Raw genomic sequence first — 23,337 nt, forward strand, 5'->3', positions numbered from 1 at the left:
GAGTCTGGCGTTGCTTCGCCAAGGTTTCCCGTCCTATATGGCGACCACCCCCCGCCTTGTCCAGTTTTTGGGTGCATAGAGATGTTGCAAACCCTCACCGAACGCCTGTTCGACGACGGCGACCGGGCCGATCTCGACCCTTTTGCCGTGTTTGAGGAATGGTACGCCCTGGCCCAGGAGGCCGAGCCGAACGATCCCCACGCCATGGCATTGGCGACAGTCGACGATGAGGGCATGCCCGATGCCCGCATGGTACTGCTCAATGCCCGCGATGCCAGCGGCTTTTGCTTCTTCACCAATTTCGAAAGCGACAAGGGCCGCCAATTGCTGGCGCACCGAAAGGCGGCGCTGCTGATGCACTGGAAATCGCTGCGCCGGCAGGTGCGGATTCGCGGCAATGTGGAAGTGGTGACGCCGCAAGAGGCCGATGCCTATTTCGCTTCGCGCGCCAGGGGGAGCCAGATCGCATCGTCGGCATCGGCGCAATCGCGGCCGCTGGCCAGCCGTGCAGAATTGTCGGCGCGCGTGGATGCGTTGACCGCCGAAGTGGGCGAAGGGCCGGTAACGCGGCCGGCGCATTGGTCGGGCTTCCGGGTGGTCCCGCAAGTGTTTGAATTCTGGAAAGACGGGCAATATCGTCTGCATGACCGGGTGCGGTTTGTCCGCGAGGGTGCGCACTGGGTGAGTACACGGCTCTATCCATAGGGATTCGGCCGCAAACCCATGAGCGAAACACACGATCCGGCGGGCCATAACGCATTTGACGATCTGGCGCGAGACGCCGTTTATCAGGCAATTTTCGGCCGTCGCGATGTGCGCAGCCAGTTCAGCACGGCGCCATTGGACGATGCCGTGCTGGCGCGGCTGCTCAATGCTGCCCATCACGCGCCCTCGGTGGGCTATATGCAGCCCTGGAACTTCATCATTATCCGCGACATGGCGCGCCGGCAGGCCATGCGCGAGCTGTTCCTGGCGGCGCGCCAGCAGGAACTGCCCCAGATCGAAGCGGACCGGCGGGCGCTTTATGCCAAGCTGAAGCTGGAAGGCATCTGCGAAAGCGCGGTCAATATCTGCGTGACCTGTGACCGAAATCGTAGCCGGAACTCGCCGCTCGGCCGCTGGCACAACCCGCAAATGGACCTCTACAGCACCGTCTGTGCCGTGCAGAATTTCTGGCTGGCGGCGCGGGCGGAAGGCATTGGCGTGGGCTGGGTGAGCATTGTGGATACGCCGGCTCTGCAGCGCCTGCTGGGCATGCCCGACCATGTCGTGCCCATTGCCTATCTCTGCGTCGGACCGGTGCATGGCTTTTCCAATAAGCCCGATCTCGAGCGGGTTGGCTGGGGCACGCGCCTGCCGCTGGCCGACCTGATCATGAGCGATTGTTTTGGCGGCGAGGGTGAGGCCGAACTAAAGCAGATCGCCAGGACCTTGTCCGGCTAGCCGCGGCCGATCTTCAAACTCCCGCAAGACCTTGGCGTTACCATGCGCAGCGAACTGAACTGACGGCGGCAAGTTGCGCATTCTGATCCGGACATCGAGATGGGCTATCTGGGCGCGACGCCTGGGCACGCTGGCCCTGCCGCTGGTGGTGATCCCGGTGCTGCTGCATCGCGAGCGGTTCATTACCGGCGATCTGTTTCTGGTGGCGGTGCTGCTGGCTGGGTTGGTGGCGCTGTTCGCCTTGCTGATCTCGCTGATCGCATTGGCCCGGCTGTGGCATACGGGCGACCAGGGCTGGGGCAAGGCGCTGGCCGGGCTGGCGCTGGCCTTGGTGTGTCTGGCCCCGTTTGGCTGGTATGGGAGCCTGGCCCTGCGCTATCCGCCGGCGACCGACATGGCCACCACCGAGCGTGGGGCCCTACCGCTGGTATTCGAGCCGGGAACGGCCGCCATGCCGGCGCCCAGGCTGCTGACGCCAGCGCAACAGGCGGCGATTTTCCCCAATGCGCAGATGCGCACCTATCCGCTGGCCCCCGAGCAGACCTTTGCCATGCTCGAACGCATGGTGGCCGATCGCGGCTGGGACGTGCGGCTGCTGCGCGAACCCGCTGCCGATAGCCCCGGCCGGATCAATGCGCAGGCCATGACCTTGCCGGGTTGGCGGGAGGAGGCGGTGCTGCGGGTGACGCCCATTGCGGAGGGTTCGCGTGTCGACATGCGCTCGGCCTCGCTCAATGCGCTGCACGATTTCGGCTCCAACGGGCAGCGGATCGAGGAATTTCTGATTGCACTGGATGACGCGGTAACAGTGTTGCTGCGGGATAATCCGGTGGTGGAGCCGGTGGAGGGCGAGGCGGAGACGGCGCCGCTGGCGGTGCCGGTGAATTAGCTGGGCGCTTACTGCCCACACCCACCCCATACGCGGTGTCATTGCCGCGCAGGCGGGAACCTGCGTGGTTGGATGTGGGATCGGAGTGAGGACTGGGGCTACGCCTCCAGCCGCGTTCCAAACCATCCCCGGTGCACCCGCAACAATCCCTGCGCCTCCAGATATTCCACATGCGCTTTGATGGTCATGGCCGCCGCCCGCCGCACCATGAGCGGCTGGGTCGGATAGATCGCCTTCACCACCGCGCCGATGCTGCGCGCGCCCGCCCTGACGGCGGCAAGGGTCTGATCGTTCCGCCATTGCCGATGCGCCAACAAGGTCTTGGCATAGACCGGGCCATCGGCGATGGGGCCGCCATGGGCGGGGACATAGCGGCGATAGGGCAGGGCGATGACCTTTTCCAGCGAGGCCAGATAATCGGCCATCGAGCCATCGGGCACGCTGACCAGCGTGGAATTCCAGCCCATGATGTGGTCGCCGCTGAGCAGGATATCCGTGCCGGTGAGGCCAAAAGCCAGGTGATTGGCGCAATGGCCCGGCGTGGCGTGGACCGTGAGTTCGATATCGCCGGCGGCGATGACCTCGCCATCGATGATCGTGCGGTCGGGCACCAGATCCCAATCGCAGGAATTGCGAATCGGATTGCGCTCGAAACGGCGCAGCGGGCGCGACAGCCGATGCGGGCCGCCAAACCACAGCGGCGCCGCAAGCATGGACGCCATGCGCCGGGCCAGCGCGCTATGGTCGCGATGGGTATGGGTGAGGATGATGAAATCGACCGGGCGACCGGCAATGGCCGATATGAGCGCGGCGATATGGGCTTCGTCTTCCGGGCCCGGGTCGAGCAAAGCCAGCCGTTCGTGGCCGACGAGGAAGCTATTGGTGCCGGTGAACGTATAGGGGCTGGCATTGGGCGCGGTGATGCGGACAAGGCCCGGCGCCACGCTGACCGGCTGGCCGGTTCGCGGCGCAAAGCTCTTGTCATAGGCCGGGGAGGGGGCTGGTCTGGTCATTGCGCTGGCTTTGTCGAGGGACTAAGAAGTCAGGAGTAATGCGCGCCCCGGACGGGCGGCGCTTTGATTTGAAGCATGGAAGGTATGAAATGGCCGTGACTTTGACCACGCCCAACACGCTGCTCGGCGTATTCCAGCCCAAGGGCGACGCTGCCAAGCTGGCGTCCACTCTCGCCACGGTCGTGCTCGGCACGCTGCTGCTGACCATTTGCGCCAAGATCAATGTGCCGGTCTGGCCTGTGCCGGTGACGCTGCAGAGCTTTGCCGTTGCTGCGCTGGCTGCCGCTTTTGGCGCCCGTATCGGGGTTGCTACCGTCGCGCTCTACCTGGTTGAAGGCGCGCTTGGCCTGCCGGTTTTCGCGCTCGGCGGTGGCCTTGCCTATCTCGTTGGCCCCACTAGCGGGTTCCTGTTCGGCTTCCTCGCCATGGCCGCCATTATCGGCTTTGCCGCCGATCGCGGCGCTTCGGGCAAGCCGCTGACCCTGTTCGCCGCCATGCTGGCCGGCGGCGCGGTGATGTTCGCACTCGGCTTTGCCTGGCTGCTCGCCATGTCCGGCCAGGCCGGCTGGATCGACCAGGCCAATGTGGTGGGCTCCGCCTTCGCCAAGGCCGTGCAGCCCTTCATCATCTGGGACGTGCTCAAAATGGCCCTGGCGGCCTTGACCGTGACCGGCGCCTGGGGCCTGTTCGGCAAGAAGCGCTGATCCCTCTCCAATCGAATTGAAAAAGCCGGCCCGTGTGGGCCGGCTTTTTTGTTGGCGCGAGGGCGATTGGCGGCAACGTGCAGGCTTCCGGCGCGTTGATGGGCCGGAGGGCAAAATGGCCAATCACTATGTCGTCGCCGAACAGGACCGCGCCTGGCACTATAGCTTCAAGGGTGCACTGGTGGGGCCCTATACATCCAAGCAAGCGGCCATCGACGCCGCCATCCAGCAGGCCCAGGCCTCGGGTGACGGCGATATCGAAGTGGTGGTGCGCGACGCCGATATGCGCAGCGAAACGGTGTGGCGGCCGAAATAGTGTCGGGAACTGTGTCGGCAAAACAAACCGGGCGCCGCCGATCTCTCGGAGACGCCCGGTTCTATTGGTCGGAGTAGAGTGATTCGAACACTCGACCCCCTGCTCCCGAAGCAGGTGCGCTACCAGGCTGCGCTATACTCCGTCAGGGATCGCGACAATCGGGTCTGCGGCGCCGTGCGGGCGCCATGTCGTGATTGGGCGCTTTATAGCGATGCTTCCGGCAGCACACAAGCGCCTCCACACGCGTTTTTCAACACCCTTCCAGCCATGTTGCGAAGCGCCCCCAAACCGTGTACGAACCGCCCCAGTTGGGGTATCGCCAAGCGGTAAGGCACCGGTTTTTGGTACCGGCATTCCTAGGTTCGAATCCTAGTACCCCAGCCAGATTTCCGCTAAGTTGTTGAAAACGCTGGATTCCGGTCAGGAGTCGCGCCGCAGCGGAAGCCCGCTGTATTACATGGGTGTGTTACATGCTGCTCTGAAGCAAGCCATGGTCACCTATCACGGCGGCCCGAGGCGGCTGATAGCGGATTGAGTAAAGAACATTCCCTCGCTGGACGATTTCGTATTCAACGAGCTTCCAGCCTGTAAACGGGATGATGATCCACAAGATCTATACCCACATTGGCTGCCTTAAGAGGTGTTCATAGCTTGCTCGCCTGAGCCGCACCTCGCGCCCAGGCAATTGCCAGCAGCGAGAATGTCCCCAGAATGAGCGCCCCCCAAACGAAGGACTTAGGTGTCCCATCATAACCCTGCCCAATGAGCGAACCGAGCAGCGTGGCCCCGAGCGCCTGGATAGCGCCAAATGCCGACGCCGCGGTGCCGGCAACCTTGCCCAAGTTCTCCATCGAGAGCGCGCCCAGGGTAGCGTCGGCCCAGGTAAACATTGCCATCATTGCAGTGACCAGCAGGAAAAACAGCCAGAACGGCAGCATCCCAAGAGAGTGCATCAGCACCAGCACAGCCGCAAATCCAACATAAGACGACAGGGCGGTCAGCCCAATGGCAGGCGCACCGAAGCGGCGGATGAGACGGGAACAGACGAAGGCCGCACCCGACTGGACAATGGCGGTTGCCGCCATGGCGAACGGGAAAAACCCGCCCAGACCGAATGCTTCGCCATAGACTGGCTGGGTCGTTGCGATAAAGCCATAAAGGGCACCAAGCAGGAACATGGCGGCCAAGCCGTAGCCAACGGCGTTGCGGTCGCGTGTGATGATGCCCAGGCCCGCCCAGATTGATGCCAAACTGAGAGGCCGCCGGTCCTCCGCGGCCAGCGTCTCGGGCAACTTGAGCCACGTCCAGGCGAGCACAGCCGTCCCAAGTGCGGCCATCGTCAGAAAGATCGCCTGCCAGCCCGCAACAACCAATATGCCCTGACCAATCAGGGGAGCAACAACGGGGAGTATGAGAAAGGCCATCAGCGAGAGTGACATGGCTTCAGCCATTTCACTGCCGGAGTAATGATCCCGCAACACGGCTTGGGAAAGCCGTGTCGTGCCAACGCCGATACCCTGGACGAGGCGAAGAGCAAGCAGCATTTCCATGCTTTGTGCGAATGGAGCCAGTAGGCTAGCGACCACGAACAATGTCAGCCCAGTCAGGATCGGCAGCCGGCGTCCATAGGCGTCAGCAACCGGCCCGACAAAGAACGCCGAGATGGCTGCACCCAGGAGGAATACGCCAACGGTCAACTGCGCCAGATTGGGCGCAGTTGTCTGCATCGCGCGACCTATATCAGGCAGCGCGGCGAGCATGCTGTCGAGAGCAATGGAACTGAGACCCATAAGGGCCGCAACAAGCAGGACGAGTTCGCGTCGTCCCAGACCAGCTATGCTAGATAATTCGTGCACCTACCGGCAGCGACATGACCGTCCAGACCAGCCTTGGATCGTGCGGTCGCTACCCACACAAAATTGCATAGGATCATTCGCTCCGCAATGGGTGGCGTAACCACTCTGGCGCGAGGTTCACCCTGGCGCTTCCAGTGCGTTGTCTGGCAGGACCGATATGGGGTCAGGAGCCGTTGGGCTGCGAGTTGTCCCATTCCAGTCGTTCGAGCGCGGCCGCAAACGACGACTTGAGTGGGCTGATGGGTGGACGCCCCGACGCCATCGATGTGCCACGGGCGTCCACAGATGGGAGGCTGGCGCTGACGCCAAAGCGGCCTTCAATGAGGGGCCGTGACGCTCGCTAAGCCCCAGCGCGACTGCCACCATTTGGGCGATTGTGAGCTCGCGCAAGGTGAGGCATTTCGACATGGCCAGCGGGTTGTCGCGTTCGGCGGATAGTTCAGCCGCCGATATGGGTGAGCTTGTCGGGATTGCGGATCATGTAGATGGCGGTGATCTTGCCGTTTTCGATGGCAAAGGCCGTGGTCTGCAGGATAGCGCCCCGTTCGCGGCTGACATAGCCGGGTAAGCCATCGATCCAGGCCGGGCGGATGAACTGGGTCCAGTCGGGGCCCAGCTTGCGGTAGAGACCGCCATACATGCGCAGCACATGCTCCAGGCCGATAATGGGGCGCAGGAAGGCGAAAACCTTGCCCCCGCCGTCCGAATGCAGCACGACATCGTCGGCCAGCAGAGCCCGCAATGCGGTGACATCGCCCGAATGGGCGGCGGAGAAGAAGGCCTGGGCAATACGGTCGCCATCCTCCCGGGCGACGGGGAAACGGGGGCGAGCCTGCTGCACGTGCTTTCGGGCGCGCGAGGCAAGCTGGCGCACCGCGGGCGCGTCGCGGCCAAGCGTCGTTGCAATCTCCTCGAGCGGCTGGCCGAAGACATCGTGCAGCAGGAAGGCGGCGCGTTCGAGCGGCGACAGACGTTCGAGCGCGAGCATGAGCGTCATGGTCAGCTCGTCGGTGTCGATACCCGGTTCTTCCGGCTCGATGATGGGTTCAGGCAGCCAGCTGCCGACATAGAGTTCGCGCCGGGCGCGGGCCGATTTCAGCTCATCGAGGCAGAGCCGGGTGACGATGCGGGTGAGGAAGGCACCCACATTGTTGACCGCGGACTGATCGGTGTTGGACCAGCGCAGCCAGGCATCCTGCACGATATCCTCGGCAGCGGCGCGGCCACCGAGCATGCGATAGCCCAGACGCACCAGCCGGGGCCGGTGCGTCTCGAACAGATCTGAAGCCTGCTCAGGCGCCATGTGTATCCTCGGGGAAGGGCGGGGGCACGGCAAAGCCGACCTGCAGGCGGTTCCACACATTGATGGCGCCGATCGCCAGCGTCAGGTTGACTTGTTCCTCCGGCGTGAAGGCGGCCTCGAGGATTTCATACTCAGCCTCCTCGATATCGGTTTCCGATAGCCGCGTGAGGCGCTCCGTCCAGGCCAGGGCTGCTCGCTCGCGTGCCGAGTAGTGTGGCGCCTCGCGCCAGGCATCCAGCAGGTAGAGTCGCATGTCGCTTTCACCCGATTTGCGCAGCGAGGTGGCGTGCATATGGATGCAATAGGCGCAGCCATTGATTTGCGAGGCGCGCAGCTTGACCAGCTCCAGCAATCCCGTTTCAAGACTACTCCCCTTGAGCGCGGCTTCAAGAGCCATCAAGGCCTTGATCGCGGCAGGCGCCTTGGCGAGGTGATCGTCCAATCGTGCTTTCATCGTAGTGCTCCTCAGCGCGGCGTCTGGCTGGCGAGCCAGTCGGTATAGCCAACGGTGCCGAGGCGGGCCGTACCGCGCGGCAGCAGGGTGTCATCGGCGAGGCGGGCGCCGAAATAGGGGGCGTCCGGGCTGCCGATTACGGCGCGGGTGTCGCCGACATCGCGCAGATACCGGCTCAGCAGCTCAGACATGCGCACCTTGTCCGGACCGGCGATTTCGAGAGTAGCATTGAGCGGAGCGCCGAGAGCGACATCGGCCATGACCGCCGCAACGTCGGGGGATGCGATAGGCTGGATGAAGGCGGTCGAGAGCGTGATGGTGCCCTCGGCGCCGGCCGACTTGGCGATGCCCCCGAGGAACTCGAAAAACTGGGTCGAATGCACGATGGTATAGGGGATGGGCGAGGCTTTTATCAGGGCTTCCTGTGCCTGTTTGCCGCGGAAATAGCCGCTTTCGTCAAGGTCCTGCGTGCCCACCACCGAGAGCGCGACGTGATGGCGAACGCCTGCGGCTTCTTCCGCGGCCAGCAGGTTGCGCCCCGCCGTCTGGAAGAATTCGAGCACGGCCGCATCCTCGAAGGAGGGTGAATTGGCCAGGTCCAGCACCACATCCGTTCCGGCCATGGCCTGGGCCAGGCCCTCGCCGGTGATGGTGTTGACGCCAGAACTGGGGGAGGCGGAAATGACTTCATGGCCGCGCTCGAGAAGAAGGCGCACGGTCTTGGAGCCGATAAGGCCGGTGCCGCCGATGACGAGGATCTTCATAGTCTTGTCCTGCTGATTGACGCCGGGCCGCGATTGGCAGCGTCTTCAGCAGCAAGACGAGATGACGCGGACCGGTTGTGACATGGGCGGCAAAAAGATTCTGCGCCTGGCATGTCACACTGCTGGCGGCGGTTTCGTCCTGGATGCAGCAACCTTGAGTACGGGGCATCCCATGCATGTCGGAAGATCCTATAGACCAATCGAATTCGCGCTGTGGTCTCGCGGCAGCATAGTGTTCATGGTGGCGGTGAGCCTGTGTGCGATCGGGGTCTACAACATCCCCTCCATTGCCGGCTTCTCCGTGCCCTGGCCGATTGTCGTGGTGCTCGGCACGACGGTTTCGCTGATGGCCGGTTTCAAGAACTCGCAAGTGCTGGTGCGAAGTGCGGAGGCCCTGCAGGCCTTTGCGCAGATATCGGCGAGCAGCCGCATGCTGTCCCGGTTCTGCGCCGATTTCACCGATGAGCCAACCATGCGCGTGCTGGTCTACCGGCACATCGCCTGGATGACCGCACTGCGCCATTGCCTGCGCCGGCCGATGCCCTGGGAGTCGATGGGCCGCAAGGCCAATGCGGAATTTCGCAAGCGGTATCACATCGTCGAGGATACGACGTCGCTGACCCATGAATTGGAGACATTGCTAGGCAAGGAGGCGGCCGCAAAGATACTCGCCAATGGCATGCTGGCTGCGCCGTTGCAGCTGCTCGACAGTCAAGGGTACCAGATCAATCTTCTGTTCCGCGACGCCCGCCTGCCGCCGCAGGTCTATGCCGAACTGCTCAAGCTGATGCGGGATTTCCATGACCAGCAGGCACGCTGCGACCGCATCAAGAACAGCCCCTATCCGCGCCAATATGCCATTGTCAGCGCGATGTTCGTAGCCATTTTCTGCACGCTGCTGCCGTTCGGCGCCGTGCCGGTCTTTGCGGAGATGAGCAAGCTTGGTGGCGTGTGGAGCGTGATTTCCATCTGGCTGACCATTCCGTTCAGCGCGCTGCTGGGCTGGATGTATATGTCGCTCGACCAAGTGGGCGAGAGTACATCAAATCCGTTCGAGGGCGGCGCGAACGACGTGCCGATCTCCCAGATCTGTCGTGAGATCGAGATCGAACTGCGCGCCGCCATGGGCGAGACGGAACTGCCCGCGCCGCTGCTCCCTCGCAATGGCATTGCCACATAGACGCAGGGGCGCAGCCGAGCAACTACGCCGACGGTGGTTGGCTGACGTCGAGGAACGCGGGCAGCCGACCTCTTGGGTCTTGGCTACAGATCGGGGTGGCGCCGGTATTGTGGACGTCTCGTATTATCGCACTGGCGGCGGAGCCGGCATTCGCACTCAGTTTGCCTCACACAACCAATGGCAGCTTCAGGTTAAGTAGGCTTCTAAGCGGCCTGTCACGCGGTCGCCCTGCGTATGTCCTCGGCGAATCCCGCCACCGCCAGGAGTTTTTCGCGGCTGCCAGTGAAGTTCTGGCCACGTTCGCCGTCGAAGGCGAGGTCAATCAGCGTCCGCCATTCCACATCGTCAATGCCGTAATGGCTGTGGTTGGTGGCGACGCCCAGCTTGGTCAAGGTTGCCGCCAGCTGATTGGCTGCGTTTCCGATGTCGCCGCCAAAGATGGCGTGCAGGCCCTCGGCGCACAGACCGCCGTCCCCCTCCACGCCGCGCATGATCATCGGCAGCGAGAAGGAACAGGCTATCCCGTGCGGTACGCCGTAACGCAGCGTGATGGGGTAGGACAGGGAATGCGCGATTGCCGACTTGGTGTTTGAAAAGGCAAAACCGGCCAGCGTTGCGGCACGCGCCATGTGGTCCCGCAATTGGGGGTTGCGCAGATCATTGGCCAGAAGAGGCAATGTCGAGAGCACGCCTTTGGCGGCAGCAACGGCATGCGCCATCGACACCGGATTGGCATTGCGGTTCCACAGGCTCTCCAGCGCGTGGGACAAGGCGTCGAGGCCCGTCTGGATGGTCAGGTCGCGCGGCTTGCCGATCATGAGGTCAGGGTCGACGAGTGCGACTTCGGGATAGAGACCCGGATGGGCCAGCGAATATTTGAGGCCGGCGGCATTGTCCCAGATCGTGCCCCAGCAGGTGACTTCGCTGCCAGTGCCGGCCGTGGTGGGGACGGCGATCAGGGGCAAAGGCTTTACCGTCTCGGCGCCAGCGCGCTTGTTGAGATAGGCGTCGACCACGCCGAAGTCGCCCCGCGCTGCAGCAAAGACCTTGGCAGAGTCGATGACTGAACCGCCGCCGAGCGCGACCACGACCTCGGGCGGTGTACTCAGCCCGGCGAACCGTCCCGCCTGCGCTTCAAGCAGCAAAATATCGGGGTTTGGCGCGATATCGTCGATGACCAATACCGGGGCGCCCGCCTTGGCTTTGAGCTCGGCCGAGAGCGTGCGGAAATATGGCTCGCCATAGGTCACGAGCGCATAGCTGCGGCCGCCGATAGCGTCCGCGAGCATTGCAAAACTGCCGCGGCCAAAGCGAACATCAACGGGATTTCGATACGACCACACGGCAAATTCCTGACCTGATTTCGTTGGGCCAGAGGAAACTGTCGAAAATTCAATCCATTGACTAATACAAATTTTTGCGGATTATCATAGGCTGTGGCTATAGTATTTACTCACCTTCGCTCCTTCCATGCCGTCGCCGAAAACCGCGGCTTCACGGCCGCAGCTGGTGCTTTGAATATCAGCCAGCCGACCGTCACCACCCAGGTCAAAGAGCTTGAAGAGCGCTACGGCGTGGAACTTCTCGTGCGCCGCGGCCGTCGTGTAGAGCTGACGGAAACGGGTGCCGCGCTGTTCGATATCACCCGACGGATCATGAGCCTGCATGGCGAGGCCGAGGAACTTTTGCTCAGCAGCGGGCAATTGACCACCGGCCAGTTGCGGGTGGCGGCGGTGGGACCGTTTCATGCCACCGAGATGGTGGCGCGGTTCCTCGCAAAGTACCCCTCGATAAAAGTCAGCATGCTGCTGGGCAATTCCGACCAGACGCTGGATAGAATTCTGGAACTGGAATCGGACGTGGCGATCCTTGCCCATGTGGTCGAGGACCCTCGGATCTATTCGGTGGCTTTCGCCACGCACGAAGTCGTCGCGTTCGTCAATTCGCAACACCCCTGGTATGATCGCCAGAGTATCACAATGGCTGAGCTCGCCGGCCAGCCACTGATCCTGCGCGAAACCGGATCGACCACGCGTCGTGCGTTCGAAACTGCCGCGCGGCAGGCTGGTGTGCCGATTGAGCCGCTGCTCGAGATTGGTAGCCGAGAAGGCGTGTGGAAGGCAGTCGAGCAGGGACTGGGCATTGGGGTTGTCGCGGATTTTGAGTTTGTGCCACACCCCCATCTCAAGACTGTCCACATTGCCGATGCGGTCATTCAAACCGAATACCGACTGGCCTGCCTGTTGGAGCGGCGTCATTCGCCCAAGATCGAGGCATTCATGCATTCCGTGCTGCAGCCCTGAACGCACTTGCCCGCAATGCATAGAGCCAAGCTATTGATGCATTGAAACTAACTAATTGACCCGCAAGCGAGCGGGGCATGACATCGGGCCAGTCTGCAAAGGCAAGCCCATGCACTTCTCGCTCATCCTGCTCCATATGGCCGGCGCCACCATGCTGTTGCTTTACGCCGTACACATGGTGCGCATGGGTATGGAATTGGCCTTCGGCCACACCCTGCGCAGCATGCTCGGACAGGCCAAGCGGGGCCAGCTGGCAGCGGCAGGCGGTGGCCTGGCCATGGCAGTCATGCTGCAAAGTTCGACCGCGGTTGCCATGCTCGCCTGCGGATTTGCGGCGAGTGGAATTCTGGCAACGCCGACGGGATTGGCGCTGCTGCTCGGCGCCGATCTTGGTTCGGCCCTTGTCGTGCGAATTCTGACATTTGATCTGGGCTGGCTGGTACCGGTTTTCCTGTTCGCCGGCGGCGTCATGCACCTCAAGCTGTCGGGCGAACGGGTCCGCGAGGCCGGCCGGATGGTATTGGGCATAGGCTTGGTTCTTTTGTCGCTGCAACTCATCGCGGCGGCCACCGGGCCATTGCGCAACAGCGCCATGTTGCCGTCGCTATCCGCTTATCTGGCCGACGACTATTTGACGGCGTTCCTGATTGGCGCCCTGTTTACCTGGCTTGTGCATTCGAGTGTGGCCGCTATCCTCATGGTGTCGGCCCTGGCCGCCCAGGGGCTGATCCCGCTAGAGGCGGGCGTTCCGCTTGTCCTCGGTGCCAATCTCGGTGGCGGACTGATCGCCGTCTGGTTATCGCGCGGCATGCCAGTCGCGGCGCAACGCCTCCCGATGGGAAATCTGCTCTTTCGTGCGACAGGGGCCGTTCTGGCCCTTGCCGTCATCAATACCAGCGGCTTGTCGATGCAGGCGCTGGGGGCCGATCCCGGCGCGGCGCTGGTCAATTTCCATCTTCTGTTCAATGCCGCTCTGGCGTTGGTCAGCCTGCCACTGGTGCGGATCGTGGGCGATCTAACCTGTCGGTTGCTGCCGGACCGCCCCGTTGCTGGGACGGCGCATCGGGTCAGCGCGCTCGATCGCTCGGTCATCGGCACGCCGCATCTGGCGCTTGCCAGTGCGACGCGCGAATTGCTGCGCATGGGCGAGCTGGTCGAGGTGATGGTGCGGCCGGTCACGGAGTTGATACGAGCGGGCGACCGAGCAGCCATCCTGCGCGTGCGCGAAATGGACGAGGCCGTCAACCACACCCATACCGCCATCAAACTCTACCTTGCCGAACTCAATCGAGGGCAGATGAGCGTGCAGGAAGCCAAGCGCAGCATCGAGCTGACCGACTTCGCCATCAACCTCGAACATGTCGGTGACGTCATCGCAAAGAACCTGCTCGTGCTGGCGCAGGAGCGTCTCGACAAGAACTGGCGCTTTTCCGCCGAGGGGTGGGCAGAGCTGGTCGCGTTGCATGAACGACTGATCGAGAACATGCACCTCGCGCTTAACCTGCTCGTAACCCGGGATCTTCCGTCGGCGCGTCAGCTTGTCGTTGAAAAGGAACGGATGCGGCGGCTGCACCGCCATAGTTATAGCGAGCATCTGAAACGCCTGCAGTCCGGAACTCCCGAGAGTATCGAGACCAGTGGCATGCATCTCGAGATTGCTCGCGGGTTCAAGGAAATCAACTCGCTGCTGGTCACTGTCGCCTACCCCATTCTGACCGAAAGCGGGGATCTACTGGAGAGCCGCCTCTCCAAGGTGAATTAAGCTATAGCTTTGGCCTATAGGTTCAATTCAGAAATGCGATTTTCCAAATGGAGCCGCTGGGTTCAAACAGTTTGGGAACCGAAGCAACACAATACCAGGCCAAGGAAACCCTATGAACCAGATGTCCCCAATTGCGGTGAATGCGAACGGACGCAGTTATCCTTGGCCGCGCGTGCCGGCAATTGCTATCTGCCTGGACGGCTGTGAGCCGGCCTATCTGGACGAGGCGATCAAGGCCGGATTGATGCCGGCGCTGGAGCGGATCAAGGCCAAGGGTACGGTGCGGACCGCATTCAGCGTCATTCCCAGCTTTACCAACCCCAATAATATGTCGATTGCGACCGGGCGGCCGCCGGCCGTGCACGGCATTTGCGGCAACTACCTCTACAACCCGGAGACGGGTGAAGAGGTGATGATGAATGACCCCAAGTTCCTGCGGGCGCCGACAGTGTTCCAGGCGTTCTACGACGCTGGCGCCAGGGTGGCCGTGGTGACGGCCAAGGACAAGCTGCGCTCGCTGCTCGGCCACGGACTGCGCTTTAACGAAGATCGGGCGATCTGCTTTTCGTCGGAAAAATCCGACACCACCACAATGGCGCAGCACGGCATCGACAACGCTTCCAAATGGCTGGGCCGGCCGGTGCCGGAAGTTTATTCGGCCGAATTGTCGGAATTCGTGTTTGCGGCGGGGGTGAAGCTGCTCAGAGAATGGCGTCCCGACGTCATGTATCTTACCACCACCGATTATGTGCAGCACAAATACGCACCAGGGGTGAAGCAGGCCAACGACTTCTACGAGATGTTCGACCGCTACCTGGCGGAGCTGGACGCGCTGGGCGCCGCCATCGTAGTGACCGCCGATCATGGCATGAAGCCCAAGCACCATGCGGACGGTTCGCCCAATGTGGTCTATGTGCAGGACCTGCTCGACGAGTGGCTGGGCAAGGACGCGGCCCGGGTCATTCTGCCGATTACCGACCCCTATGTGGTGCACCACGGGGCGCTGGGCTCGTTCGCCACTGCCTACCTGCCCAAGGGCGCTGACCGCGCCGATATCATCGCCCGGTTGCAGGGCGTCGAAGACATGATCCTGGTGGTCGATCGCGAAGAGGCCTGCTGCCGGTTCGAACTGCCGGAGGACCGGATCGGGGACATCGTGATGATCTCGGGCGAGAACAAGACCATCGGCACCAGTGAACACCGCCACGACCTGGCGGCGCTCAACGAGCCGTTGCGCTCGCATGGCGGGCTCACCGAACAGGCAGTGCCGTTCATCACCAACCGCGTGCTGCCCGACCAACCCGACGCGCCGGCCTTGCGCAATTTCGATGCGTTCTACTACGCGACGCTGGCTGCCGCGCAGCCCGCAAATTAGGGGCGGCCATCATGAACGTGGTAGAAAAGAACGTGGCGGTACGGCACGAGCCGATGCGCATTGCCGGCCAAAAGGTCGATGCCGAAGGCGTTGTCAAAGTTTATTACCCTTGGGACAACCGTGTCATTGGCACTGTTCCAGCGGGCGGGGCCGAACACGCGCGACGTGCCTTCCAGATCGCGGCAGCTTACAAGCCCAAGCTGAGCCGCTACGAGCGGCAGCTGATCCTGCTCAAGACCGCCGATGCGCTAAACGCGCGCAAAGAGGAGATCTCCGACCTCATCACGCTGGAGCTGGGCATTTCCAAGCTGGATTCGCTCTATGAGGTTGGCCGTGCCTTCGACGTCTTCACCCTGACCGGGCAGATGTGCATCCAAGATGACGGGCAGATCTTTTCCTGCGACCTCACTCCACACGGCAAGGCGCGCAAGATTTTCACGACGCGCGAGCCGCTGAACGCGATCTCGGCAATCACCCCGTTTAACCACCCGCTCAACATGGTGTCGCACAAGGTGGCGCCGGCCATCGCCACCAACAATTGCGTCGTGCTCAAGCCGACCGAGCTGACCCCAATGACCGCGCTCGTCCTGGCGGATATTCTCTATGAGGCGGGACTGCCGCCGGAGATGCTGTCGGTGGTCACTGGCTGGCCGACGGATATCGGCGACGAGATGATCACCAACCCGGACATCGATCTCATCACCTTCACCGGTGGTGTGCCGGTGGGCAAGCTGATTGCGTCCAAGGCCGGCTACAAGCGCCAGGTTCTTGAGTTGGGCGGCAACGATCCGCTGATTATCCTCAACGATCTGTCTGACGACGATCTGGCGCGCGCCGCAGACCTGGCCGTTGCCGGCGCCACCAAGAACTCCGGCCAACGCTGCACCGCGGTCAAGCGCATCCTAGTGCAGGAGCGCGTGGCAGACCGGTTTGTCCCCCTAGTGCTGGAACGCGCCAAGAAATTGCGGTTCGGTGACCCGATGGACCGCTCGACGGACCTGGGGACTGTCGTCAGCGAGCGCGCGGCCAGGCTCTTCGAAGACCGCGTCCATATCGCCGCAGAGCAGGGCGCCGAAATCCTCTACCACCCGGGCCGTCGTGGTGCGCTATTGCCCCCCATCGTGGTCGATCACGTGCCGCACGGCTCCGAGCTGGTTATGGAAGAGACCTTCGGTCCGATCATCCCGATCATCCGCGCGCCGGACGATGACGATGAACTCATCGCGCTGTCAAACTCGACCGCCTTCGGGCTGTCCTCGGGGGTCTGTACCAACGATTTCCGGCGTATGCAGAAATACATCGCCGGGCTCGAAGTTGGCACGGTAAACATCTGGGAAGTTCCGGGCTACCGCATTGAGATGAGCCCCTTCGGCGGCATCAAGGATTCGGGGAACGGCTATAAGGAAGGCGTCATCGAAGCGATGAAGAGCTACACCAACGTCAAGACCTTCTCCCTGCCGTGGTGATCTGTTGCCACTGCGGCTGAGTTTGTCGCCGCAGTGGCCATCCAGCGCTCAGCCGCCCAAGTTGCTGCGTTATCTCCATGCCTGCACCCGCTCAAGTACTGTCGCAAAACTGTCATTTGATCAATGTAACTCGCCGATCGATAGATTTGATCTATACACTCCATAGATAGATGAGATTGGACCGGAACGTAGTGCGGTGCGAGCCTGCCTTATCGCTCCTGGCATACGTCGCCGTAAAAGACGCCGAGATCAGGTCGCATGAGTGAAAGTTTGGGATGGCTCGCCGCGCTGTCGCGGCAGAAACTGGAGCACGACGTGACAACGATTTCCAAAAGAGATTTTTTGAGACTGCTAGGGTTCGGCGCATCCACACTCGGCTTGCAGTCAATGCTCGGAAGTTTTGCATTCGCGCAGGACGGAGCGCTTCCAGGCTGGGCCGCGCTGCCTGACGGCGCCGTGCCGAAGACGGGCGGCAAGCTGGTCTACGCTCAGACCTACCCCAATTGGGCCGTCGGTACCTCCGACAATGGCAAGCATCCCTATTACTGGATCGATCTGCTGACGCGTTCGGTGTGGAACAGCCTGGTATGGGTCGATCACGACTATAATCTGCAAGGTGAACTGGCCGAAAGCTGGGCCGCGACCGATGAAACGCTCAAGGTATGGGATTTCAAGCTGCGCGAAGGCGTGCTGTTCCACAACGGCAAGGAAATGACGTCGGATGACGTGGTTGCCTCTTTCAATGCGCATATTGCGCAGAAGGGCAGTAGCTTCATTACCAAGTGGTTCGAAAAGATTGAGGCGCAGGGTCCCTATGCCGTCCGGTTCACTCTGAATGCGCCTTACGCCGAATGGCCCTATGCCCTGGCCGAATATCGGTTGGTGGTCGTGCCGGCAGCCGAACCGGATGTCATTTTTACGGATGGCATTGGCACAGGTCCGTTCAAGCTGGTCGAGGTCGACAATCGTCGCGGCTTCAAGGCGGTTCGAAACGAGAACTACTGGCTGACCGGACGTCCATTCCTCGATGAACTCGAAGGTTATGTGGTCAATTCCCAGACCGCGATCAACGGCTTCCGCTCGGGGCAGTTCAATGCCGTTTTCAATATCGATCCGACCACCGCTGGCCAGTATGAGACCGATGGCGGCATCATCCACAAATCTGCCGGTGGCGACCAGTTCCTGATCGCTCTGCCCAAGAACCTCGATATCGCCTGGAATGATCCGCGCGTTCGCCTCGCCGTGAGCCTGAGCATCGACCGCCAGGCGATCAACAGCATCGTCTACAATGATCCGGGCACCTGGGTCGGAAACGATACCCAGATGTCGGGGCTCAACGCAGAGTTCCTGGCGCGCGACAAGGCGTATGATGTCGAGGCCGCAAAGAAGCTATTGGCCGAGGCCGGCTATGCGAACGGCATCGACCTGCCGCCCATCGTGTTCTCGCCCTCTTTCCCGGAAATGCCTCGCATCATGGCGATCGTGGTTGAATCGCTGAAAAAGGGGGGGATCAACATGGAAATCCGTGAGATGCCGACCGACGGTTTTGACGCCTACGTAAAGTCGGTCAACGAGCCCTACGGACGTCCTTCGGCTGGTGTGGTGGGGCCACGCAACGCGGCGATCAATCTTGGACGCATGGTGGCAAACGAGCAGGAAAAGGGTGCCTGGACAGGCGAGAGCGCGGATGCATTTGCCAAGCTCTACGCCGAAACGATCGCCGAGCCGAGCGCGGAAAAACGCCTGGGAATGTATCAGGAGCTGCAGCGGATCATCCAGTCGGATACCCCTGCCATTGTGCTGGGGGGCCGCCGCAACATGTTAGCGCATGCTCCGACCGTGAAGAACCTGAAATCGCACTCGCAGAACTGGTCGAGCCGGTTTGATGACGTCTGGATCGAATCCTAAGACCTGAACCGAGGGGCGCGTCACGCGCCCCTTTCCACATCCAGGATCGCGCTATGTCACAGATATTAGCAATGACCGGGCGGCGCCTGCTGATGGCGTTTCTCATTCTCAGCGTCACGGCTTTGATCGTGTTCCTGGGAACGGAGGTGCTGCCGGGCGACGCGCTGACAGCCACCATTCCGGCAGAAGAGCTGCAGTTCTATAGCCCGGCCCAGCTCGATGAGATGCGCAGCGAGCTGGGACTTGACCGTCCCATCCCGGTCCGCTTCCTCGAAGTATGGACCCGGCTGATGACCTTCGATTTCGGCACCACGATCATCAAGCACGAGCCGGTGGCGGCGCGAATCTTTCATCCCATGGTCAACTCCGCCATCCTGGCCGGTGTCGCGCTCGTCGTCATGTTGGCCATGGTGATCTCGCTGGGCACGCTGGCCAGCCTTAAACCCGGCGGACGCCTCGACACGACCATCAGCGCGACGACGCTGTTCACCTATTCCATGCCCGACTTCGTGGTCAGCAACCTCTTTGTCATCGTCTTCGCGGTCTGGCTCGGCCTGGCCCCGGCGGTGATCCTGGCGCCCACCAACGCCCCCAAGCTGACTATCCTCGCGGCTTCCATTCTTCCGGTCCTGGCGCTTTGCGTTCACGGCGTCGCCTATCAATTCCGGTTGCTTCGCGCCGGCATGGTGGAGGCGCTGAACAGCGACTATGTCGAGCGCGCCCGGCTGGCCGGTATCCCCACCTGGCGCATTAGCCTTGTTCACGCCCTGCCGGCCGCGTTGATTCCGATGCTCAATGGCACGGCCACCTTTGTTGCCGGCCTGCTGTCCGGATCGGTCGTGGTGGAGGCGGTGTTCAAGTATCCGGGCGCCGGCGGCGAGTTGCTGCGTGCCCTTTCGCAGCGGGAAATCCCCACCATCCAGGCCATCGCCTTCCTCGCCGCCCTGGCGGTGATCGTCGCCAACCTGCTGGCGGACCTCGCCATCCTCGCTCTCGATCCCCGCGTTCGCACGAGGCCTCAAAATGGCTGATATCCCGGTTTCAACGCCCCTTCGCCCTTTGCCCGGCTTTCTGCGGTCGCGGCGCCTACGGCGCGCCCTGTCCGAGCCCGCGACATTGATCGGGGTCATCCTCGTGGTCGCCCACCTGCTCCTGGCACTCCTCGCACCGCTATTGGCGCCCTATGACACCAGCGCCCTGGTCGGCGCCCCGTTGCAACATCCCTCCTGGGAGTTTTTGATGGGAACGGACCAGATCGGGCGCGACTATTTCAGCCGCATCATCGCTGGTGGTCGCATCGCCTTGATGGTTTCCTTCCTTGGCGTCGCCATCGCCGTGGTGGTTGGGACCGCGCTCGGCGTCATAGCTGGTTATGTTGGTGGTCGGGCCGACGAGATCATCATGCGCATCGTCGATGCGATGATGGCGATTCCCGATTTGATCCTGATTGCCATTCTCATTCTGGCGCTGGGCACCGGACCCGGTGCGCTGATCCCCGTCGTGGCCCTGGTCTATACCTGTGGCGTGGTCCGCGTTATCCGCGCCAAGACCATCACTCTATCGACGCTCGATTTCGTGCGCTCGGCCGAATTGCGGGGCGAAACGCGCCTGGCCGTCATGCTGCGTGAAATTCTGCCCAACCTGATCGGCCTGCTTGGCGTGGAATTGGCAGTCCGGGTCTCCTCGGCAGTGCTTCGCATCAGCGCACTCTCGTTCCTGGGCCTCGGCATCAGCCAGCCCACCCCCGATTGGGGTCTGATGGTGCAGGAAGCCATGGGTGTCATCTTCACCGATCCATGGTTTCTGCTGCTGCCCGCCATCATGCTCTCCAGCCTGATCATCGGCGTCAATTTCATGGTTGATGGTCTCTCGCGCGCCTTCGGCATCACCACAGCGGAGCTTGGCTGAGATGACCACGCCCCATATTGATGTTCGCAATCTCAAACTTGTCTACAAGACCGGCCCGCAAACCGAGCTGGCCGCCATCGATGATGTCAGCTTTTCCATCGGGAAGGGCGAGACGCTCGGCATTGTTGGTGAAAGCGGTTGCGGCAAGTCATCGCTGGCCCGCGCCTTTCTTGCCTATACACGGCCCGGCGCGCGCATTGCGGGTGGCGCCCTCATGGTGGGCGGGACCGACGTCTTTGCGCTCACCGGGGAAGCGTTACACCGGTACCGCGGCGGCCACGCTGCCATGGTGCCACAGAACCCACTTTCCGCGCTAACCCCGCATCGCACTATCGGGCAGCACCTGGTCGAGTTGATCCGGACACACAACGCGGCCGGCGGCGTTTCGCCCAGGCAGAAGGCGATCGAGCTGCTGGCCAGCATGGAACTGCCCGATCCTTCGGCGATCTTCGCGCGCTACCCCCACCAGCTGTCCGGCGGCCAGCGCCAGCGGGTCGTCATTGCCGCGGCGCTGGTGGCCGAACCGGAGCTGATCGTCCTCGATGAGCCGACCACAGCCCTCGACAAGACCGTGGAGACGCAGGTGCTCGATCTGGTCAGCCGCTTGCAGAAGCGTACTACTACCACGCTGATCTATGTGAGCCACGACCTGAACGTCGTCGCCCGCATGTGCGACCGGGTCCTCGTCATGCAGCATGGCAAGGTGCTGGAGGATGGCCCGACCAGGGAGGTCTTCACCGCACCCAAGACCGACTATGCCAGAACGCTCATCGCGGCCATCCCCAAGCTGCGGACGAACTCGCGGTCCGAGCCGGTCCGACTGGCCACAGCGCCGCCGATCCTGAGCATTCGCGATCTCGATTTCAGCTATGGCGGCAAACGTTCGCGGTTGATGTCACGATTCTTCCCGGCGCCGCCTGCCCGTCACACCCTCAAGGACATTACATTGTCCATACCTGCCGGCTCCACCTTGGGCGTCGTCGGAGAATCGGGCAGCGGCAAGTCCACGCTTGCCAGCCTGGTTGCCGGTCTGGTGCACGGCAATAGTGGCAAGATCATCTTCGACGGCCAGCCCCTTTCGGGCCTGGCCAATGGTCGCGGCCGTGAATTGCGGCGGCGCGTTCAGCTCATCTTCCAGGATCCCGCATCCTCGCTCAATCCGCAGCATAGTGTGGAGCAGATCATCGCCCGCCCGCTGCAGATCTTCTTTGGCATGACGCGCGCTGCCAGCCGCGACCGGGTGGTGCAATTGCTCGAAGAACTCGATCTCGATGCACGCCTGCTCACCCGCTCGCCACGGCAGCTATCGGGCGGTCAGCAGCAACGTGTGGCCATCGCACGGGCGTTCGCTTGCAAGCCGGACTTGGTACTGTGCGATGAGGTGACATCGGCGCTCGATGTCACGGTTCAGGCTCAAGTGCTCAAACAGATGAAGCGGCTGCAGCGCGAGCACAATACGGCCTATCTCTTTATCTCGCATGATCTGCCTGTAGTCGCCGAGATGTCAGACCAGATGCTGGTGCTGGAGGCGGGCGAAATCCGCGACTACGCCGACACCGGCACCATCCTGTCCAATCCCAACTCGACCTACACGAAAAATCTATTGCAAGCGTTTGCCAGCGCTTCTGCGCATTCCACCAACAGGACTCTCCAGCATGTCAGCTAACGCCTTTTCCGCCCCGGGCCGCTTCTACAAGGGCAATTTGCATACCCATTCGACGCGTTCCGATGGCCTGCTGGACCCGGAAGAAGTCTGCAAGCGCTATCGTGAGCGCGGCTACGACTTCCTCTGCCTGTCCGATCATTTCCTGCCCGCCTATGACTATCCGGTGGTCGACACGTCGGCCTACCGCACCAATAGCTTCACCACCATTCCCGGCGCCGAATGCCATGCCCTTGCCACCGAGGGCGGCGAGCACTGGCACATCCTCGCCGTCGGCCTGCCGCTCGATTTCGAGCCGAACCGGCAGGACGAAACCGGCTCGAAGCTCGCCCAGCGCTGTCTCGACGCCGGCGCCTTCGTCGTCATCCCGCATCCCGAATGGTACGCGCTGACGCTGGGCGATGCCCAGTCCATCCCGGGCGCCCATGCCGTGGAAGTCTATAACCACACCAGCCAGGTCCGGCAGGCCCGCGGCGGCGGGGCCTATTATCTCGATGCGCTCCTCACCGCCGGCCGGCACATCAACGCTACAGCCGCCGACGACGCGCATTGGTTTTATGAGGGCGACCGTAACCGCGACGCCTTCGGCGGCTGGGTGATGGTGAAATCCGAGCGCAACGAACCGGAAGAGCTGGTTGAAGCGCTAAAAGCCGGCCATTACTACTCAACCCAGGGTCCGAGCATCGAGAATATCGTCGTCGCCGAGGGAACGGTGGCCATCGAGTGTTCGGAAGCCATCCAGATTATGGTCGTCGGCCGCGGGTCCAAAAACGAAGCGATTTCGGGCGATGGCATAACCTCCGCGCGTCTCCCGTTGAAAAAATTCGAGGGGAGCTGGTACCGCGTTATGGTGATGTCCGAAGATGGCAAGCTCGCCTGGTCAAACCCATTTTATTGTTAGCGAACACGGCGGAGCCCGCCTTCGTCGTGATCGACGTCGATTGCATCTGCCGTCCAGTGTGGCCGTGGGTCCCCGTGGGCTATACGCCCGAGCCATGCGCGCATAAATCCTCAGTCCGCTAGTGAGCTT

The 23,337-nt window shown here is 62.2% G+C and carries 21 protein-coding genes and 2 tRNA genes; 16 read left to right on the forward strand and 7 right to left on the reverse strand.

Annotation, left to right across the window (positions count from 1 at the left end; all coding sequences use genetic code 11):
• Positions 1–81: 81 nt before the first annotated feature.
• The 3 genes from pdxH to ACI3KW_RS16290 all read left to right on the forward strand — a co-directional run bounded on the left by pdxH (position 82) and on the right by ACI3KW_RS16290 (position 2,332).
• The gene (gene pdxH / locus ACI3KW_RS16280) at positions 82–705 is read left to right on the forward strand and encodes a pyridoxamine 5'-phosphate oxidase (protein ID WP_404848946.1); all 624 of its coding nucleotides are present in this window, start codon (positions 82–84) and stop codon (positions 703–705) included.
• Positions 706–723: 18 nt separating this feature from the next.
• Positions 724–1,443 (forward strand): 5,6-dimethylbenzimidazole synthase, encoded by a 720-nt coding sequence (bluB, locus tag ACI3KW_RS16285; protein ID WP_404848947.1) that lies wholly within the window; start codon positions 724–726, stop codon positions 1,441–1,443.
• Positions 1,444–1,516: 73 nt separating this feature from the next.
• Positions 1,517–2,332, forward strand: coding sequence for a DUF1499 domain-containing protein (locus ACI3KW_RS16290; protein ID WP_404848948.1), 816 nt, complete (start codon positions 1,517–1,519; stop codon positions 2,330–2,332).
• Positions 2,333–2,430: 98 nt separating this feature from the next.
• Here the strand turns inward: ACI3KW_RS16290 and ACI3KW_RS16295 are convergent, their stop codons facing one another.
• Positions 2,431–3,345, reverse strand: coding sequence for an MBL fold metallo-hydrolase (locus ACI3KW_RS16295; protein WP_404848949.1), 915 nt, complete (start codon positions 3,343–3,345; stop codon positions 2,431–2,433).
• 89 nt (positions 3,346–3,434) lie between these two features.
• Here ACI3KW_RS16295 and ACI3KW_RS16300 point away from each other — a divergent pair, with 89 nt between their 5' ends.
• Positions 3,435–4,049 (forward strand): biotin transporter BioY, encoded by a 615-nt coding sequence (locus ACI3KW_RS16300; RefSeq protein WP_113120828.1) that lies wholly within the window; start codon positions 3,435–3,437, stop codon positions 4,047–4,049.
• Between the two features lie 115 nt (positions 4,050–4,164).
• Positions 4,165–4,365, forward strand: a complete 201-nt coding sequence (locus ACI3KW_RS16305) for a DUF2188 domain-containing protein (RefSeq protein ID WP_113120827.1) — start codon at positions 4,165–4,167, stop codon at positions 4,363–4,365.
• A gap of 65 nt (positions 4,366–4,430) precedes the next feature.
• Here the strand turns inward: ACI3KW_RS16305 and ACI3KW_RS16310 are convergent.
• Positions 4,431–4,507: transfer RNA gene (locus ACI3KW_RS16310), tRNA-Pro, on the reverse strand.
• Positions 4,508–4,674: 167 nt separating this feature from the next.
• On the opposite strand from ACI3KW_RS16310, the gene ACI3KW_RS16315 reads away from it, so the two are divergent.
• Positions 4,675–4,749, forward strand: a tRNA-Gln gene (locus ACI3KW_RS16315).
• Between the two features lie 260 nt (positions 4,750–5,009).
• Here the strand turns inward: ACI3KW_RS16315 and ACI3KW_RS16320 are convergent.
• The 4 genes from ACI3KW_RS16320 to ACI3KW_RS16335 all read right to left on the reverse strand — a co-directional run bounded on the left by ACI3KW_RS16320 (position 5,010) and on the right by ACI3KW_RS16335 (position 8,742).
• Positions 5,010–6,155, reverse strand: a complete 1,146-nt coding sequence (locus ACI3KW_RS16320; protein ID WP_404848950.1) for a multidrug effflux MFS transporter — start codon at positions 6,153–6,155, stop codon at positions 5,010–5,012.
• A gap of 505 nt (positions 6,156–6,660) precedes the next feature.
• Positions 6,661–7,524 (reverse strand): sigma-70 family RNA polymerase sigma factor, encoded by an 864-nt coding sequence (locus ACI3KW_RS16325; RefSeq protein ID WP_262169377.1) that lies wholly within the window; start codon positions 7,522–7,524, stop codon positions 6,661–6,663.
• Positions 7,514–7,978, reverse strand: a complete 465-nt coding sequence (locus ACI3KW_RS16330) for a carboxymuconolactone decarboxylase family protein (protein ID WP_404848951.1) — start codon at positions 7,976–7,978, stop codon at positions 7,514–7,516. Before ACI3KW_RS16330 ends, ACI3KW_RS16325 begins: the two co-directional genes overlap by 11 nt.
• Positions 7,979–7,989: 11 nt before the next feature.
• A complete protein-coding gene (locus tag ACI3KW_RS16335) occupies positions 7,990–8,742 on the reverse strand; it encodes an SDR family oxidoreductase (protein WP_404848952.1) in 753 nt (250 codons plus the stop codon).
• Positions 8,743–8,914: 172 nt separating this feature from the next.
• On the opposite strand from ACI3KW_RS16335, the gene ACI3KW_RS16340 reads away from it, so the two are divergent.
• Entirely contained in the window at positions 8,915–9,922 is a 1,008-nt protein-coding gene (locus ACI3KW_RS16340; protein ID WP_404848953.1) for a bestrophin family protein, read from the forward strand.
• 215 nt (positions 9,923–10,137) lie between these two features.
• Here ACI3KW_RS16340 and ACI3KW_RS16345 read toward each other — a convergent pair whose 3' ends face one another.
• Positions 10,138–11,265: a phosphonoacetaldehyde reductase gene (locus ACI3KW_RS16345; protein ID WP_404848954.1), complete on the reverse strand. Its 1,128-nt coding sequence runs from the start codon at positions 11,263–11,265 to the stop codon at positions 10,138–10,140.
• Positions 11,266–11,358: 93 nt separating this feature from the next.
• On the opposite strand from ACI3KW_RS16345, the gene ACI3KW_RS16350 reads away from it, so the two are divergent.
• The 9 genes from ACI3KW_RS16350 to ACI3KW_RS16390 all read left to right on the forward strand — a co-directional run bounded on the left by ACI3KW_RS16350 (position 11,359) and on the right by ACI3KW_RS16390 (position 23,208).
• Positions 11,359–12,225 (forward strand): LysR substrate-binding domain-containing protein, encoded by an 867-nt coding sequence (locus ACI3KW_RS16350; RefSeq protein ID WP_404848955.1) that lies wholly within the window; start codon positions 11,359–11,361, stop codon positions 12,223–12,225.
• A gap of 109 nt (positions 12,226–12,334) precedes the next feature.
• Complete coding sequence (locus ACI3KW_RS16355; protein WP_404848956.1) at positions 12,335–13,987, forward strand: Na/Pi cotransporter family protein; 1,653 nt, start codon at positions 12,335–12,337, stop codon at positions 13,985–13,987.
• Positions 13,988–14,099: 112 nt separating this feature from the next.
• A complete protein-coding gene (gene phnA / locus ACI3KW_RS16360) occupies positions 14,100–15,362 on the forward strand; it encodes a phosphonoacetate hydrolase (RefSeq protein ID WP_404848957.1) in 1,263 nt (420 codons plus the stop codon).
• A gap of 11 nt (positions 15,363–15,373) precedes the next feature.
• Positions 15,374–16,828: a phosphonoacetaldehyde dehydrogenase gene (phnY, locus tag ACI3KW_RS16365; protein WP_404848958.1), complete on the forward strand. Its 1,455-nt coding sequence runs from the start codon at positions 15,374–15,376 to the stop codon at positions 16,826–16,828.
• Between the two features lie 258 nt (positions 16,829–17,086).
• Positions 17,087–18,736, forward strand: a complete 1,650-nt coding sequence (locus ACI3KW_RS16370; RefSeq protein WP_404848959.1) for an ABC transporter substrate-binding protein — start codon at positions 17,087–17,089, stop codon at positions 18,734–18,736.
• A gap of 53 nt (positions 18,737–18,789) precedes the next feature.
• Positions 18,790–19,767, forward strand: coding sequence for an ABC transporter permease (locus ACI3KW_RS16375; protein ID WP_404848960.1), 978 nt, complete (start codon positions 18,790–18,792; stop codon positions 19,765–19,767).
• Entirely contained in the window at positions 19,760–20,644 is an 885-nt protein-coding gene (locus ACI3KW_RS16380) for an ABC transporter permease (protein WP_404848961.1), read from the forward strand. Before ACI3KW_RS16375 ends, ACI3KW_RS16380 begins: the two co-directional genes overlap by 8 nt.
• Before the next feature lies 1 nt (position 20,645).
• Positions 20,646–22,310, forward strand: a complete 1,665-nt coding sequence (locus ACI3KW_RS16385) for a dipeptide ABC transporter ATP-binding protein (protein WP_404848962.1) — start codon at positions 20,646–20,648, stop codon at positions 22,308–22,310.
• Positions 22,300–23,208, forward strand: coding sequence for a PHP domain-containing protein (locus tag ACI3KW_RS16390; protein ID WP_404848963.1), 909 nt, complete (start codon positions 22,300–22,302; stop codon positions 23,206–23,208). Before ACI3KW_RS16385 ends, ACI3KW_RS16390 begins: the two co-directional genes overlap by 11 nt.
• Positions 23,209–23,337 lie beyond the last annotated feature (129 nt).

Origin of the sequence: Devosia sp. ZW T5_3 (assembly GCF_044987315.1) — a bacterium.
Taxonomy (GTDB): domain Bacteria; phylum Pseudomonadota; class Alphaproteobacteria; order Rhizobiales; family Devosiaceae; genus Devosia.

Excerpts from the sequence above, each read along its gene's own strand:
- phnY (WP_404848958.1), top strand. The coding sequence starts at position 15,374 with ATGAACGTGGTAGAAAAGAACGTGGCGGTACGGCACGAGCCGATGCGC.
- ACI3KW_RS16390 (WP_404848963.1), top strand. The coding sequence starts at position 22,300 with ATGTCAGCTAACGCCTTTTCCGCCCCGGGCCGCTTCTACAAGGGCAAT.
- ACI3KW_RS16320 (WP_404848950.1), bottom strand. The coding sequence starts at position 6,155 with ATGGGTCTCAGTTCCATTGCTCTCGACAGCATGCTCGCCGCGCTGCCT.
- ACI3KW_RS16375 (WP_404848960.1), top strand. The coding sequence starts at position 18,790 with ATGTCACAGATATTAGCAATGACCGGGCGGCGCCTGCTGATGGCGTTT.
- ACI3KW_RS16380 (WP_404848961.1), top strand. The coding sequence starts at position 19,760 with ATGGCTGATATCCCGGTTTCAACGCCCCTTCGCCCTTTGCCCGGCTTT.
- ACI3KW_RS16385 (WP_404848962.1), top strand. The coding sequence starts at position 20,646 with ATGACCACGCCCCATATTGATGTTCGCAATCTCAAACTTGTCTACAAG.
- ACI3KW_RS16300 (WP_113120828.1), top strand. The coding sequence starts at position 3,435 with ATGGCCGTGACTTTGACCACGCCCAACACGCTGCTCGGCGTATTCCAG.
- bluB (WP_404848947.1), top strand. The coding sequence starts at position 724 with ATGAGCGAAACACACGATCCGGCGGGCCATAACGCATTTGACGATCTG.
- ACI3KW_RS16325 (WP_262169377.1), bottom strand. The coding sequence starts at position 7,524 with ATGGCGCCTGAGCAGGCTTCAGATCTGTTCGAGACGCACCGGCCCCGG.
- phnA (WP_404848957.1), top strand. The coding sequence starts at position 14,100 with ATGAACCAGATGTCCCCAATTGCGGTGAATGCGAACGGACGCAGTTAT.
- ACI3KW_RS16330 (WP_404848951.1), bottom strand. The coding sequence starts at position 7,978 with ATGAAAGCACGATTGGACGATCACCTCGCCAAGGCGCCTGCCGCGATC.
- ACI3KW_RS16305 (WP_113120827.1), top strand. The coding sequence starts at position 4,165 with ATGGCCAATCACTATGTCGTCGCCGAACAGGACCGCGCCTGGCACTAT.
- ACI3KW_RS16335 (WP_404848952.1), bottom strand. The coding sequence starts at position 8,742 with ATGAAGATCCTCGTCATCGGCGGCACCGGCCTTATCGGCTCCAAGACC.
- ACI3KW_RS16295 (WP_404848949.1), bottom strand. The coding sequence starts at position 3,345 with ATGACCAGACCAGCCCCCTCCCCGGCCTATGACAAGAGCTTTGCGCCG.
- ACI3KW_RS16340 (WP_404848953.1), top strand. The coding sequence starts at position 8,915 with ATGCATGTCGGAAGATCCTATAGACCAATCGAATTCGCGCTGTGGTCT.
- ACI3KW_RS16355 (WP_404848956.1), top strand. The coding sequence starts at position 12,335 with ATGCACTTCTCGCTCATCCTGCTCCATATGGCCGGCGCCACCATGCTG.
- ACI3KW_RS16370 (WP_404848959.1), top strand. The coding sequence starts at position 17,087 with ATGAGTGAAAGTTTGGGATGGCTCGCCGCGCTGTCGCGGCAGAAACTG.
- pdxH (WP_404848946.1), top strand. The coding sequence starts at position 82 with ATGTTGCAAACCCTCACCGAACGCCTGTTCGACGACGGCGACCGGGCC.